Below are 14,255 nucleotides of genomic sequence, written 5' to 3'. Positions count from 1 at the left end.
TTTAAACAAAAATTTCGTAATTTTGCACTCCATAAAAGGATACACAAAATGTTAGATAGACTTCAAATAGTAAAACAACGTTTCGACGAGATTTCTGATTTAATCATCCAACCGGATGTTATTTCGGATCAGAAGCGTTATGTGCAATTGAATCAAGAGTACAAGAGCTTAAAAGCATTGGCAGAAAAACGCGACGAATACGTGCTTTTGTTGGCTAATATAGAAGAGGCTAATGAGATAATTGCTGATGGTAGCGATGCCGATATGGTTGAAATGGCCAAAATGCAATTGGACGAAGCCAAACAGCGTTTACCAGAACTAGAGGATGAAATTAAATTTATGTTGATTCCTAAAGATCCAGAGGATGCTAAAAACGTAATGGTTGAGATTCGTGCTGGTACGGGTGGAGATGAGGCAAGTATTTTTGCTGGAGATCTTTTCCGTATGTACACAAAATACTGTGAGAATCGTGGATGGAGAACTTCGGTTGTAGATATGAACGAGGGAACTTCGGGAGGATTTAAAGAGGTGATTTTTGAAGTTACTGGTGAGGATGTTTACGGTACATTGAAGTTTGAAGCTGGTGTTCACCGTGTACAACGTGTTCCTCAAACAGAAACTCAAGGTCGTGTGCATACATCGGCTGCTACGGTTATGGTTCTTCCTGAAGCTGAGGAGTTTGATGTGCAAATCGATATGAACGATGTACGTGTTGACTTTTTCTGTTCGTCAGGACCTGGTGGACAATCGGTAAATACAACTAAATCGGCAGTACGTTTAACGCACATTCCAACTGGTTTGGTGGCACAATGTCAGGATCAAAAATCGCAACACAAGAATAAAGATAAGGCATTAAACGTTTTACGTTCTCGTTTATACGAACAAGAATTGGCTAAGAAAGAAGCTGAGGATGCTACTAAGCGTACTTCTCAGGTAAGCTCAGGTGACCGTTCGGCTAAGATTCGTACGTATAACTATGCGCAAGGGCGTGTTACAGATCACCGTGTTGGACTTACTTTATATGATTTGGGTAACATCATGAATGGTGATATTCAGAAAATTGTAGATGAGTTACAATTGGTAAACAATACTGAGAAATTAAAAGAAGCTAGCGAAGTATTCTAATTCTAGAAGCTACTTTTTAAGATTATATAATGCCTGACTAATTTTAGTTAGGCATTTTTTTATGGTTTTAAATCTTAAACAAAAAAAAAGCTAAGTACCAGCATACTTAGCTTTTTTGGCAATATTATTTATTGTAGGTAAAAAATATATAGTGAGAGCATTTACTCAATTAATCGTTATAATGTAAAAACGTATAAAGAAGCAATATGCTGAATATTTTTTTTAGGTTTCAAGTTGCTAAGTTTCTGAGGCTTTAAGGCTGAAAGCTTTGCGACTTTTTTGATTAATTACTTTATTGTTAATCTTTACTATGGCTTGTAGTTTTTCTCGAAATAAAATTGGTTACTGCCAATTGAAACATCGAACCAAAAAAGCTTGTTACCTTATTGCGAGTACTTCCTATAAGTATCTTTTTGGATAAATATCCAGCTCCGATACTAAAAAGAGATTTCAATAGATTGCTTTTTATATCAATGCCCTCATCAATCTCCGCTAAGGTATTTTTAATTAAGTTTAGGGGTTTTAAACCTTCTTTTAGATCATGAAATATATCTTTCAAATCAATCCATTCGGCTTCTTGCTGATTTTTTAATTGCAAAATCATTTCATTCAAATCATCTGTAGCGTTATTGGTTCTCATAAGAAATTGGTTTTAAGATTAATTTCAAATCATTTAATTCCTCTTTTTTAATAAAAGCGAAATGATAATATTTCCTATTGGTCCCTTAATCCATTTCTCTTGTTTTTTGTACAATACAATGGCAAGGATTAAATAAGCAAAAGCTATTATGAAAAAACCATAATAATATTCGCCTAGGAGTTTACCAATAAGCAAACTCAATCCAACGTTGAAGAATAAACTAAAAAAAGCAACAACAATAGCTACAATAATTTGCGATGTTAATGATGAGAGTACATCTGCGGATACCGATACCGACTTCAGTTTTAGTAATTCAAAACTTGTTTTGGTATAATTCTCTGCTTTTTCAAAAAGTGTATCTGTTGTTGATGCTTTAGTTTCCATAGTTCGGTGCTTTAATGTTGAAAAAAAACAAAATTATTTTAGTTAGTTACATGCTCGATTCCGTCGCTAACTTCTTCTTTTGCTCTATTGTATTTGTTTTTTCCTTGATCCATAAGTTCTTTTCCATTTGCAGAAATCGTACTTACAATATGGTCTAGTTTACCTTTAAAGTCATCTTTATAATCTTTGCTTTTATCAGCTATTTTTTGTCTCGTTTTTGATCCTTTATCTGGTGCAAACAATACTCCTAATAATGCTCCAGCAGCTGCTGCTCCAATAATTCCTAAAATGGTGTTACTCGTTTTCATAATATTTGTATTTAATGTTTAATAAAATAATTTGTTTCTAAACTTCTCTGCCTTTAATTAATCTTAAAAGAACTGCAATAATTGCAATGATTAATAAGATGTGGATAATGCTCCCTAAGCTGTAAACAAAGAAACCTAAGGCCCACAGTATAACTAAAATAATGGCAACGGTGTATAATAAATTTGACATGACATTTGTATTTAAGGGTTAATAATGGGGAATGCTTAATTTAATTTTTAGCAAGTGCGAAATAAGTTTTTTGTATATTGACCTTCTAAGGTTAATTTAGTTTATATGAAACGTATAAACTTAAATTGCTGTTTTTTGCATCTGGAAAAGTATATGAAGTTCCTGCGAAACTACGTTCTTTTCCTACGGTTGTTAATCCGTAATTGTAACGTAATCCGATGCTAAGCGGGTCAAAATCTACACCAACACCAGCAGATAAACCAGCATCGAATCGGTTAAAGTCATCGGCACTTACGTTTTCTTCAAAATCGAATGCGCCACCTGCGCTAGATTCGTTGGTTACTTTACCATCGACCAAGTAAGAGGCGTAACCACCTACATGAATATTGAAGTTTTGTGTTAATTTGAATTTCACCAATAACGGAACTTCGATATAATTCAGTCTAAATTTACCAACTCCGCTTACAAAGGCGTTATTGTATTCCAGTTCAGCTCCCTTCGTGGTATATAGTATTTCGGGCTGTATGAAAATGTTATCTGATATTGGAAATGCGGCGTAAAAACCAGCATTGAATCCATATGTAGCATTTTTGTCATCGACATTACCAGAATATAGATTGGACATATTTACTCCTCCTTTAATTCCGAATTCGGCTCCTACGGGAGTGCTTTGTGCATTTGCAATTCCAAAAGAGGCTGAGATAAATACGGTAAGTGCGTATAATAATTGGGCTTTGTTTTTCATAGTTTTTAATTTTTATGGCTTAGACATTAATTATTGGGGTACTATTTAAAAAATCTTAATTCATTTGATTAAAGGCTATACTATCGTAATGGCATTAAACGGCTTGTTGTTCGTTTTTTTTTGTTTATTAAAAATAGTTTGACAAAACTTTTAAAAGACTTTTGACTTAAAATAAAGCACTATAAAGCCATGTCCCAAAAAATGTAATTTTTCTTGAAACGATTTTGATTAATAATCTTATTCCGAATTATCGGAACTATGTTTTTATGTATTCAAACAGGCTATACAAATTACACACAAGGAGTAAAATGTTATTCTTTTTTAAGTGCTTTCGATTCGTCTAGAAAGCGGTACTGTGTGGGCAAATATTTAATCGATAGTTTTATAATATCGGTATCATTTGTCTCTCTTGTAATTGATTTTAGCAATTCAATCTGGTCACTAATAGATTCGATTATTAAGTCAATATAAGCTTTGTCAAAATCGGCTTTGTTAGTGCCTATCAATGTGTATAAATCATCGTTAGACTGTTTTTCATCTGTGTTTAAAATAATGACGAGTTTCTTGCTGGCCATTGTTGTTATCTCACGAAGCAATTCATTTTGATTTGTTTCAATTTTACTGCTTAACCTTTTAATCCTTACATCTTGACATTTTTGTTGTGCAATTTGACTTTTTGATATTATAGCCTTACTAATATTTGCTGTTGCGACTAAAAAATAAGCATCTATTTCTTCCGAATTATTTTTTGAAAAAATATCTTTATCAGCTGTTTTCTCAAAAGCTTCATTTTTTTTGCATGACAGCATAGTAGTCAAAATTGCAAAGACAAAAAATGCTTTAATAAGCAAATATTTAGTGGGTAACACAGTGTGGATTTTCACTTGCTAAAAGTTTATATTACAAAGATGCAACCGATATACTGTTTTTACCTTACAGCATAAAAAAGAATAGTTATATAATTCCCATAAAAGGGATTATAGGACTTAAAATGATGGTTTTAAAGATGAGATTCGGGAAGAAAAATGGTAAAAACAGAGCCTTTATCTGGTGTGCTGTCTGCAGTGATATGTCCTTTGTGGTTTTCGACAATTTTTTTGCAAATGGCCAATCCAATTCCAGTTCCAGGATATTCATCGGTTTTAGAGTGCAAACGCTGGAATAATACAAATATAGTTTCCTTAAACTGAGGGTCAAACCCCATTCCGTTATCAGAGAAAGTAATCTTGTAATATTTCTTAATAGACTGTTCTAGTAAATCAGGAAACTCTTTAGAAGCTATTTTTTCGCATGAGATGTTGATTTCAGGAGCGCTATCTGGCTTTCTATATTTTATAGAATTACTTATTAAGTTAATAAATAGCTGTTCTATCTGATAAGGAATAACTTTTAGTTTAGGTAGTTTATCAGATGTTATAATTGCATTTTCTTCTTGAATAATTTCAGATAATTCTAATTTAGCTTTTTCGAGCAAATCATTCAAATTCATTTTAATGAATTCCTTTTTGGTTGTATTTGTTCTAGAAAAAAGTAATAGATCATCAATTAAAATACGCATTCTCTTTGCAGAAGCTTCAATTTTTATGATGTAACTTCTTCCGCTCTCAGATAGCGCATTCATATCGTCTTCAGAAATTCTAGAGATAAATGTTTGTATTTTTCTAAGGGGTTCCTGTAAGTCATGACTCGCAACATGATTGAAAGAAGCTAGTTCTTTATTGCTTTTTTCAAGTTCTTTATTACGATCGTATATTGCTAAATTTTGAAAATGTTCTTCGGTGATGTCAAAAGTGATTCCTAATATTATTTTACTACCTTGTTCATCTATCAATAGTTTTCCGATAGACTTAAAGTGTCTGATATCTCCATTTTTGCGAATAACTTTATAGTAAATAAGAGGTAGTTGCTTGTGATTGATAATAGCCTGCATTGAGTTTGCTATTGCTCTTTTGTCTTCAGGGTGTACAAATTCTAAAAAGCTTTCTTTTTCAGGAACAAATGAGTTAGGAGGATAACCTAATAAACGGTATTGATTATCAGAGTATACAATTTTGTCGGTTCCTAAATCCCATTGCCAAGTACTAAAAGCACCAATTATCTCAGATTCTGCCATAAGCTTACTAGAGATTAAAAGCTTTTTATTGAAAATCTTTAGACGATCAATGTCATTACTAATTTGTCTGTAAGACAATAAAATAAATAAAAGGGCTACTAAGAATAAGGAAATCGAAAAGATTGGAGTTAATGAGATTTCGTTCTGATAAATTTTTTGTCTTTTTTGCAGAATTTCTTTTTCAACATCATTCATCTCATCAATCTGGAAACGAATGTTCTCCATTACAATTCGACCACCAAACATATAATTGTCTACTTTTCTTTTGTCATAAGTTTTATCATTGCTGTACTTTAAAGAACCTTCAAGATAGGTATAGCGCTGAATGATTAAATCGAAAAGATTTTTAAGATTTTGTTGTTGTTCGGGATTGTCGGATACTAAATTTTTAAGTTTGATAAATGATCTATTGACTTTATCTCTAGAAAAAAGGTAAGGTGACAAAAAGCGGCTATTTTTGGTTATTATATAGCCTCTTTGTCCAGTTTCAGCATCTTTTACAAACGATAGTAATCGTTCTAGTTGGATGTTTATTTCATAGGTATGCATCATTAACTTACTCGAGTTTTGCAAATCACGATTGTGTTTGTAAGATACCGATGTAATGAATAATAAAATAAATATCGATATTGCAAAAATAATCCTCAACGTAAGTGGTGAATTAAAATTTGGTATCAATTTCATCCGATTTTAATTATTTTAAGCGTAACAAAAAGGTTTCACGATTCAATCCAGAAGTGTGATAATGCCAGTTTAGTGTTACAACTTCATTAATAATTTTTTTTAGAGCATCAAAGCTACTTGGTTTTTTAATGTAAATATTTGCTCCTTGTATAAAGGTATCCTCAATGTCTTCTTCAGACGAAGAAGTAGAGTAAATAGCAACAATTAAATGTTTAAGATGATCTGTTTTTTTTATTTCCATCAAGCATTCTTTACCTGTTTTTTTAGGCATGTTTAAATCCAGAAATAAAATGTCGGGTAAGACCGTTTCAGGATGCATTAAATGCTCCATTAACTCCATACCATCGTGTGCAAATTGTACTTTTGTTTGAATTTTTACTTCTTCAAAGGCGTCTTTGAAAAAAAGGCGATCGTCCTCATCATCATCGGCTAGTAAAATGTGTAATGCGTTTTTTTGCATTTATCTATAGTTATTTTAAATTTTCACGTCTTTTTTTAATAATTCTCTGAAATGCCGAAGGATTTATTCCTGTGGTGTTTTTGAACTGAGTACTTAAGTGTGCTACACTTGAATAATTAAGTAAAAACGCAATTTCAGTCAAACTCATTTCATTAATAATAATGAGGTGTTTGGCTCTTTCAATTTTTTGTAAAATGATGAAATTCTCTATAGAGGAATAGGTTACTTCCGAAAAAACATTCGATAAATAACCATAGCTATGATTTAATTTCTCGGCCAAATAAACAGAGCTTTTTAAATTACTTCCGTTTTCGTCCATAAAAACCATCTCAATAATAGCATCTTTTATTTTTTGTACAAGAACACTCTTTTGGTTCTCTACAATTTCTAGACCAAAAGGTCCTAAATCATTCTTTATAGAGTCTAACTCTTCCGATGTTAGGTTTTTATCTAATTCAATTTCTCCAAAACCTAAAGGGGTATAATTAATCTGTCTTTCACTCAGTTTCTCTTTCAAAAATTGAGAACAAACAGTATTAATATCAAACTTAATAAATAACTTCATTGCTTTAAAAATATTGCTAAAGATATATAAAAAAACATTGATAAATAGGGCGGTAAATAGTGTTAAAATTAAAATATTTTTAATGTGTTTTAGTCCATGTTTCTTTATTACTAAAAAAAATAATGCCGTCTAATTAAAAAATTAGACGGCATTATAATTGAGATAAATTGGTTTACAAATCTGAAATAATTTTATGTATTTCTTCTTTTGATTCCGTTCTTAGTTTTCAGTCTCAGTTTTCAGTCTCAGCGTCATCGAAGGGTCGTCTCAGTGTTGAAGTGCAGTTTCTTAGCACCTCAGTAACTCAGAACCTTTCTTAAAACTAAACTTAACTCAAATAACGACGTAGTATCCAAGACATTTTTTCGTGTTGTTCTAGTAATCCTGTTATAAAATCGGCAGAACCTATATCGTGATTTTGATTTTCAAATTCTGGAATGTACTTTCTAAGTTCAACGATAACATGTTCGTGATTGTCTAGTAATTCACTTAGCATTTCCTTTTGAGACGGGTACATATTAGGGAATTCTTTTAATGTCGAATTACCAATAAATTCGGTCATAGTTCCTATAGTTTTTTCGCCAAGCTGATTAATTCTTTCTGCGACTTCATCAATAATTGTTTCTAAAACGCCGTATTGGTCTTCAAATAACTTATGTAACTCCATAAAACTGTTTCCAGATATGTTCCAATGAAATTTTCTTGTTTTTACATATAATATCATTTCATTTGATAAAATTGATGTCAAAATGTCGGCGCTTTTCTTTAAATCTTTGGGGGATATTCCAATATGGGGTTTCATGTAATATGTTTTTTTAAGGTATTTCTCAAAGTTAAAAGGATATTTGTTGTTCGTTTTGTATAATTTGTAATAAAAGTTGCATAAATTCAATGTAAGGTGCTGTTTTTTTGAATCTATTATTGTAGTTTTGCGACCGATTTAATTTTTAAACCCAATTTGAATGAAAAAACAATTACTTATTTTATTACTTTTTATTACTTCTTTCGCATCCAAAGCCCAATCTTATATGGGGTATTTCCATGATAATTATGCGGGTGTACAAAGCGTACTTTTTAATCCAGCTTCTATAGCTGATTCTCGTTTTAAAACCGATATTAATTTATTTTCTATTAGCGGTTCGGTTCAAAATGATTTATATGGAGTTCGTCTTTTTGATGTTTATAAAGATGGATATGATTTCGATAGCCAGTCAAAATCAAGTTTCTCAAGTTCAAATAACGCTCTCGTTAATTTTGATATCATGGGGCCCTCGTTTATGTTTAATATTGCTCCAAAACATACATTGGCAGTATTTACAAGAGCAAGATCAGTAAGTAATATCAGAAACATTAACGGATATCTTGTAGATCAGGTTAAAGATGGTTTAGATGAATCAAGTGATTTCAACTTTAATCTAGGTAATTTAAATGGAGCTTCAAACTCTTGGGGAGAATTAGGTGTTTCTTATGCCGCTGTTTTGTATCAAAAGAACCAACATTTCTTAAAAGGAGGTTTAACTGCTAAGTATTTACAAGGAGGTGTAAATGGTTATGCTCATGCAAATAATGTTAATGTTGCCTATGTCGAAAATGTAGCTGATCCTAAAGCAGGAGTTCTAGCTTCTACAGGAGAGATTACAATAGGAGCAAGTCAGGATTTTGAAGCTAACTCAAAATATGATTTTGATGCTAATTCAAAAGGTTTTGGTTTAGATCTTGGACTTGTTTACGAATGGAGACCTGATTATGATAAATATGATGTAAACAAAGCAAAACCAGCAGATAATAATTTTAGAGATTTAAACAAGTATAAAGTACGTTTTGGATTGTCTGTTACAGATATAGGATCTATAAATTACAGAAATGCAAAACAAGATACTTATAATGTTACCGGAGTAGTTACGCAGGAAATGATTGATGATATGGGGAATATCTATGATTTTTTAAATGATAATTACACTAAAACGTCTAGTACAAAAGGAAGAAAAACAAATTTACCTACTGCAATTCATGCCGATGTAGATTGGAATATGTTTAGAAAATTCTACCTTAATCTTAATGGAGACATTAATATGGTTAATACCGATAAGATTAATGCAGTTACTATTGGTAATAGAGTAAGTTTAACACCTCGTTACGAAAGTAGATGGTTTAGTTTTTATGTTCCAATGACTTGGATGGAATATAGCGGTATGCAAGTAGGTTCGGGAATTCGATTGGGAGCTTTCTTTATTGGATCAGGTTCAGTAGTTACTAATTTAGTTTCAAAAGAATCAAAAGCAGTTGATTTTCACCTTGGGATGAAAATTCCAGTTTACCAAAAGAAATTTAAAGATACCGATGAAGACGGAGTTATAGACAAGAATGATGCTTGCAGAAAAATAGCAGGCCCAGCAGAGAACAATGGTTGCCCTTGGCCAGATACAGATAAAGATGGTGTTTTTGATAAAGACGATGCTTGTCCAAACGTAGCAGGTCCAATCGAAAATAAAGGTTGTCCTTGGCAAGATACAGACGGAGATACCTTATTAGATAATGTTGATGCTTGCCCAACTGTTGCAGGTCCAGTAGAAAATAAAGGATGTCCTTGGCCAGATACAGACGGAGACGGAGTCTTAGATAAAGATGATGCTTGCCCAGATGTTGCAGGTCCAGTAGAAAACAAAGGATGCCCAGTTCTAGATGCAGACAAAGATGGTATTCCAGATAGCGAAGATGATTGCCCTTTAATACCAGGACCGATTGAAAATAAAGGTTGTCCTAAAGTTTCTAAAGCGGTATTAGAACAATTAAAAATAGAAGCGAAGTCAATCTTTTTCGAAACAGGAAAGGCTACATTAAGCGAAGCTAAAAAAGCAGAAACATCTAAAAGATTAGATGCTATCAAAGAAATTTTAAAAAACTATCCAAATGCTAAGTTTGCAATTAATGGGCATACTGATAATGTAGGAAACCCTAAATTCAATCAAAAATTATCAGAAGCTAGAGCAAAAGCAGTTATGGATTTCTTAATTGCTAAAGGAGTAAATCCAGACAATTTAACTTCTCAAGGATTTGGAGCTACAAAACCAGTTAAATCTAACAAAACAGCGGCAGGAAGAGCTGAAAACAGAAGAACAGAAATTGTTTATCTAGGCAATTTGTAAACCAACCTGAATATAATAGTAAAAAGCCATTCTTAATTGAGTGGCTTTTTTTATTTTTGCATACTTTCTAAAAAGAATTATTTATTATGAATTAGAAGGCTAAACAAACAAGCATGACTACACAACAACTACACGAACAAATTCTTTTAAAAAAATCATTTTTATGCGTCGGTTTAGATGTCGATTTAACTAAAATTCCAGAACATCTTTTAGAAACAGAAGATCCGATTTTTGAATTTAATAAAGTTATAATCGATGCCACACACGACCTAGCCGTTGCCTACAAACCCAATACTGCTTTTTTTGAAGCCTACGGAATAAAAGGATGGTTGTCGCTGCAAAAAACAATCAACTATATAAACGAGAAGCATCCAGATATTTTTACCATTGCCGATGCTAAACGTGGCGATATTGGGAATACATCGAGTATGTATGCTAAAGCCTTTTTTGAAGATTTAAATTTCGATAGTGTAACAGTAGCACCATATATGGGGAAAGACTCCGTAGAGCCTTTCTTAGCATTCGAAAATAAACACACTATAATGTTAGCGTTAACATCTAATGAAGGCGCATTCGATTTTCAAACATTACTTACCAATGGTACCGAATTATACAAGCAAGTTCTTGAAACTTCTAAAACATGGAAGAATAGCGAGAACTTAATGTATGTTGTAGGAGCTACCAAAGCCGAATATTTTACAGAAATCCGTAAGATAGTTCCAGATAGCTTTTTGCTTGTTCCAGGAGTAGGCGCTCAAGGCGGAAGCTTATCAGAAGTATGTAAATACGGAATGAATGACAAAATAGGATTACTAATTAATTCGTCTCGTGCTATTATATACGCATCTAAAGGAACTGACTTTGCAGAGAAAGCAAGAGAAGAAGCCCTAAAAATGCAACAAGAAATGGCTTTGATTATAAACAATAAATTTTAGTCTCAGTCTCAGTATTCAGTTTACAGTCTCAGTCTTTATATTGAGTATATATTCTCAGTTTACAGTCTCAGTGCTAACTGTGACTGAATACTGAATACTGAATACTGAGACTGAGACTGAGAAACTGAGACTGAGAAACTGAGACTGAGAAACTGAGACTGAAAACTGAAAACCGCGACTGAGAACTGCAAACATGAAACAACTAACAGATCAAATCGGTACATTACATACTTTTGAAACTGCTCCAAAACGAATTATCTCGCTTGTTCCTTCGCAAACCGAATTGCTTTATGATTTAGGCCTCGAAGATAAAATTGTTGGGATAACTAAGTTTTGCGTGCATCCGTATCACTTAAAATCAACCAAAAAAATGGTTGGTGGAACTAAAAAAGTGCATTACGAGAAAATCCGATTGCTGAATCCAGATATTATCATTTGTAATAAAGAAGAGAACACAAAAGAAATTGTAGAGAAGCTATCCGAAATTTGTCCAGTTTGGGTAACCAATATACTAACTGTAGAAGACAACCTTCAGATGATTACCGATTTCGGACAATTGTTTAATTGCAGAACCGAAGCGCAAAAATGGAATGATAAATTGGCTTTTGGATTGCAAGATTTTAAAACCTACATAAAAGACAAGCCATTTAAAAAAGCAGCTTATTTTATCTGGAAGAACCCTTTTATGGTAGCAGGATCAGATAATTATATTGATGAGTTACTAAAACTGAATCATTTTACAAACATATATTCAGATAAAGGACGCTATCCCGAAATAGAACTTAAGAAAATGCGCTTAGAGGGCGATCCTGATGTTGTTTTGTTATCTTCAGAACCCTATCCTTTTAAAGAAGAAGATGCATTCGAGATTGGACGATTTACACATCATGCCAAAACTGTTTTTGTAGATGGTGAAATGTTTTCGTGGTATGGAACCCGATTGCTAAAAGCTTTCTCCTATTTTAAACAAATGCACGAACGCCTGCAATAAGTTACTTTTAAAATTCAATTCAAAAGCTGTATTAGATTTCTAATGCGGCTTTTTGATTTAAATAAAGATTCCCTAATATTTAAGTAGAAGACTAAATTTGGTGTGTTTTTAGAAAAAAAGGCAAAAAAAAGCCGGCATCTAACCAAGATGCCGACAATCATTTAACTAACCAAAACCAAAATAATAAATAACCAGTTTATTACATTGCAAAGGTCGGACATAAGCCAATGTTATGTTGTTAAGGTTTTGTTATTACTTTGTTGTACATAAGTTAACTTTTTTTAATTACTTTTAAGGATGTATAAAATGTAGTAAATTAATACTATTAAATAGTGTAAATCTATTATAATATAAAAACAATCAATTTTGTTTATAAACACAAGTGCGTTACCTTTGAATATAATCATTAAAATTTGTTACTTATGGAATCGAAAGACAAACTTACCACGGCAACAGGAACACCTGTACCAGACAATCAAAACATAATGACTGCAGGGCCTCGTGGTCCAGTATTATTACAGGATTTTTGGTTTTTAGAAAAAATGGCACACTTTGACCGAGAGGTAATTCCCGAAAGAAGAATGCACGCTAAAGGATCTGCTGCTTATGGAACATTTACTGTAACGCATGATATTACTCAATATACTAAAGCTGATATCTTTTCAGAGATAGGAAAAAAAACAGACATGTTTGTTCGTTTTTCAACTGTTGCAGGAGAAAGAGGTGCTGCCGATGCAGAAAGAGATATTCGTGGTTTTGCGATGAAATTCTACACCAATCAAGGAAATTGGGATTTAGTAGGTAACAATACTCCGGTATTCTTTTTCCGTGATCCAATGAAATTCCCAGACTTAAATCATGCTGTAAAAAGGGATCCACAAACAAATTTAAGAAGTGCCGATAACAATTGGGATTTCTGGACATTACTTCCTGAGGCTTTACATCAAGTAACAATTGTAATGAGTGATAGAGGTATTCCAAAATCATATCGTCAGATGCATGGATTTGGAAGTCATACGTTTAGTTTTATCAATGATAAAAACGAAAGACATTGGGTTAAGTTTCACTTTGTAACACAACAAGGAATCGAAAACCTATCTGATGAAGAAGCTGCAAAACTTGTTGGAAACGACCGTGAAAGCCACCAAAGAGATTTGTTTGAAGCAATTGAAAGAAAAGATTTTCCAAAATGGAAATTGTCTGTTCAAATCATGGCTGAGGAGCAAGCTAAAACCTATAAATACCATCCTTTTGATTTAACTAAAGTTTGGTTAAAAGGAGATTTTCCACTTATTCCAGTAGGAGAATTTGAATTAAATAGAAATCCAGATAACTATTTTGCCGAAGTAGAGCAAGCAGCATTTAATCCTGCTAACATTGTTCCAGGAATCGGATACTCACCAGATAAAATGTTACAAGCGCGTTTGTTTTCTTATGGTGATGCACACCGTTATCGCTTAGGAGTAAACAATGCACAAATTCCTGTAAACGCAGCAAAATGTCCCGTAAATAGTTTTCATAGAGATGGAGCAATGCGCGTAGATGGAAATTACGGAAGTAAAAAACACTACGAGCCTAATAGTTTTGGACAATGGCAAGAGCAACCTGAACACAAAGAGCCACCACTATCAATTCATGGTGATGCATACGCACATAACTTTAGAGAAGATGATAACGATTATTTCTCTCAACCAGGAAAACTATTCCGCTTAATGACCGAAGATAAAAAGCAATTCTTATTCAAGAATACAGCGGCACAAGTAGGGGGAGCGCAAAAGTTTATTCAAGTAAGACACATTCGTAACTGCTTTAAAGCCGATCCAGCTTATGGAGCAGGTGTAGCAAATGCATTAGGAATGACAATGGATGAAGTAGACAACTTTAGCGACCCAAGATTATTGATTGAAGTAAGGTAATTTTTTTAGTTGCAGAGGTTCAAAGCTTCAAAGGAAAGGTTCTGAGGTACTAA

At 32.9% G+C, this 14,255-nt stretch carries 15 protein-coding genes; 5 read left to right on the top strand and 10 right to left on the bottom strand.

Going from position 1 to position 14,255, the window contains the following annotated elements; genetic code table 11:
- The first annotated feature begins 48 nt into the window (after window positions 1-48).
- A complete protein-coding gene (prfA, locus tag QWY99_RS13655; protein ID WP_290266042.1) occupies window positions 49-1,125 on the top strand; it encodes a peptide chain release factor 1 in 1,077 nt (358 codons plus the stop codon).
- Window positions 1,126-1,423: 298 nt separating this feature from the next.
- Here the strand turns inward: prfA and QWY99_RS13650 are convergent, their stop codons facing one another.
- The 10 genes from QWY99_RS13650 to QWY99_RS13605 form a co-directional block, all read right to left on the bottom strand.
- Window positions 1,424-1,765, bottom strand: a complete 342-nt coding sequence (locus tag QWY99_RS13650) for a hypothetical protein (RefSeq protein ID WP_290266041.1) — start codon at window positions 1,763-1,765, stop codon at window positions 1,424-1,426.
- Between the two features lie 33 nt (window positions 1,766-1,798).
- Window positions 1,799-2,149 (bottom strand): hypothetical protein, encoded by a 351-nt coding sequence (locus QWY99_RS13645; RefSeq protein ID WP_290266039.1) that lies wholly within the window; start codon window positions 2,147-2,149, stop codon window positions 1,799-1,801.
- 38 nt (window positions 2,150-2,187) lie between these two features.
- Window positions 2,188-2,457, bottom strand: a complete 270-nt coding sequence (locus tag QWY99_RS13640) for a YtxH domain-containing protein (RefSeq protein ID WP_290266038.1) — start codon at window positions 2,455-2,457, stop codon at window positions 2,188-2,190.
- 37 nt (window positions 2,458-2,494) lie between these two features.
- Window positions 2,495-2,647, bottom strand: coding sequence for a lmo0937 family membrane protein (locus tag QWY99_RS13635; protein ID WP_290266037.1), 153 nt, complete (start codon window positions 2,645-2,647; stop codon window positions 2,495-2,497).
- 91 nt (window positions 2,648-2,738) lie between these two features.
- A complete protein-coding gene (locus tag QWY99_RS13630) occupies window positions 2,739-3,392 on the bottom strand; it encodes a porin family protein (protein WP_290266035.1) in 654 nt (217 codons plus the stop codon).
- A gap of 311 nt (window positions 3,393-3,703) precedes the next feature.
- A complete protein-coding gene (locus QWY99_RS13625; RefSeq protein ID WP_290266034.1) occupies window positions 3,704-4,276 on the bottom strand; it encodes a DUF4142 domain-containing protein in 573 nt (190 codons plus the stop codon).
- Window positions 4,277-4,392: 116 nt separating this feature from the next.
- Window positions 4,393-6,189 (bottom strand): sensor histidine kinase, encoded by a 1,797-nt coding sequence (locus QWY99_RS13620; RefSeq protein WP_290266033.1) that lies wholly within the window; start codon window positions 6,187-6,189, stop codon window positions 4,393-4,395.
- Between the two features lie 10 nt (window positions 6,190-6,199).
- Window positions 6,200-6,649: a response regulator gene (locus tag QWY99_RS13615; RefSeq protein WP_290266032.1), complete on the bottom strand. Its 450-nt coding sequence runs from the start codon at window positions 6,647-6,649 to the stop codon at window positions 6,200-6,202.
- A gap of 10 nt (window positions 6,650-6,659) precedes the next feature.
- Entirely contained in the window at window positions 6,660-7,214 is a 555-nt protein-coding gene (locus tag QWY99_RS13610) for a helix-turn-helix domain-containing protein (protein WP_290266031.1), read from the bottom strand.
- A 328-nt stretch (window positions 7,215-7,542) separates the two neighbouring features.
- Complete coding sequence (locus QWY99_RS13605) at window positions 7,543-8,016, bottom strand: Dps family protein (RefSeq protein WP_290266030.1); 474 nt, start codon at window positions 8,014-8,016, stop codon at window positions 7,543-7,545.
- Between the two features lie 160 nt (window positions 8,017-8,176).
- On the opposite strand from QWY99_RS13605, the gene QWY99_RS13600 reads away from it, so the two are divergent.
- The 4 genes from QWY99_RS13600 (at window position 8,177) to QWY99_RS13585 (ending at window position 14,202) form a co-directional block, all read left to right on the top strand.
- Window positions 8,177-10,360 (top strand): DUF5723 family protein, encoded by a 2,184-nt coding sequence (locus tag QWY99_RS13600; RefSeq protein ID WP_290266028.1) that lies wholly within the window; start codon window positions 8,177-8,179, stop codon window positions 10,358-10,360.
- A gap of 113 nt (window positions 10,361-10,473) precedes the next feature.
- A complete protein-coding gene (gene pyrF, locus QWY99_RS13595) occupies window positions 10,474-11,295 on the top strand; it encodes an orotidine-5'-phosphate decarboxylase (RefSeq protein ID WP_290266027.1) in 822 nt (273 codons plus the stop codon).
- 193 nt (window positions 11,296-11,488) lie between these two features.
- Window positions 11,489-12,286 carry an ABC transporter substrate-binding protein gene (locus QWY99_RS13590; RefSeq protein WP_290266026.1) on the top strand — a complete coding sequence of 266 codons (798 nt, stop codon included), beginning with the start codon at window positions 11,489-11,491 and terminating at the stop codon, window positions 12,284-12,286.
- 422 nt (window positions 12,287-12,708) lie between these two features.
- Window positions 12,709-14,202, top strand: coding sequence for a catalase (locus tag QWY99_RS13585; RefSeq protein ID WP_290266024.1), 1,494 nt, complete (start codon window positions 12,709-12,711; stop codon window positions 14,200-14,202).
- Window positions 14,203-14,255: the final 53 nt, after the last annotated feature.

The sequence above is a fragment of the Flavobacterium branchiarum genome, assembly GCF_030409845.1.
Taxonomy (GTDB): domain Bacteria; phylum Bacteroidota; class Bacteroidia; order Flavobacteriales; family Flavobacteriaceae; genus Flavobacterium; species Flavobacterium branchiarum.
This window is presented reverse-complemented; position numbering and strand designations above follow the sequence as displayed.

Coding starts and splice junctions, on each gene's coding strand:
- QWY99_RS13605 (WP_290266030.1), bottom strand. CDS start 8,016: ATGAAACCCCATATTGGAATATCCCCCAAAGATTTAAAGAAAAGCGCC.
- QWY99_RS13635 (WP_290266037.1), bottom strand. CDS start 2,647: ATGTCAAATTTATTATACACCGTTGCCATTATTTTAGTTATACTGTGG.
- prfA (WP_290266042.1), top strand. CDS start 49: ATGTTAGATAGACTTCAAATAGTAAAACAACGTTTCGACGAGATTTCT.
- QWY99_RS13585 (WP_290266024.1), top strand. CDS start 12,709: ATGGAATCGAAAGACAAACTTACCACGGCAACAGGAACACCTGTACCA.
- QWY99_RS13640 (WP_290266038.1), bottom strand. CDS start 2,457: ATGAAAACGAGTAACACCATTTTAGGAATTATTGGAGCAGCAGCTGCT.
- QWY99_RS13610 (WP_290266031.1), bottom strand. CDS start 7,214: ATGAAGTTATTTATTAAGTTTGATATTAATACTGTTTGTTCTCAATTT.
- QWY99_RS13620 (WP_290266033.1), bottom strand. CDS start 6,189: ATGAAATTGATACCAAATTTTAATTCACCACTTACGTTGAGGATTATT.
- QWY99_RS13645 (WP_290266039.1), bottom strand. CDS start 2,149: ATGGAAACTAAAGCATCAACAACAGATACACTTTTTGAAAAAGCAGAG.
- QWY99_RS13590 (WP_290266026.1), top strand. CDS start 11,489: ATGAAACAACTAACAGATCAAATCGGTACATTACATACTTTTGAAACT.
- QWY99_RS13615 (WP_290266032.1), bottom strand. CDS start 6,649: ATGCAAAAAAACGCATTACACATTTTACTAGCCGATGATGATGAGGAC.
- QWY99_RS13630 (WP_290266035.1), bottom strand. CDS start 3,392: ATGAAAAACAAAGCCCAATTATTATACGCACTTACCGTATTTATCTCA.
- pyrF (WP_290266027.1), top strand. CDS start 10,474: ATGACTACACAACAACTACACGAACAAATTCTTTTAAAAAAATCATTT.
- QWY99_RS13600 (WP_290266028.1), top strand. CDS start 8,177: ATGAAAAAACAATTACTTATTTTATTACTTTTTATTACTTCTTTCGCA.
- QWY99_RS13650 (WP_290266041.1), bottom strand. CDS start 1,765: ATGAGAACCAATAACGCTACAGATGATTTGAATGAAATGATTTTGCAA.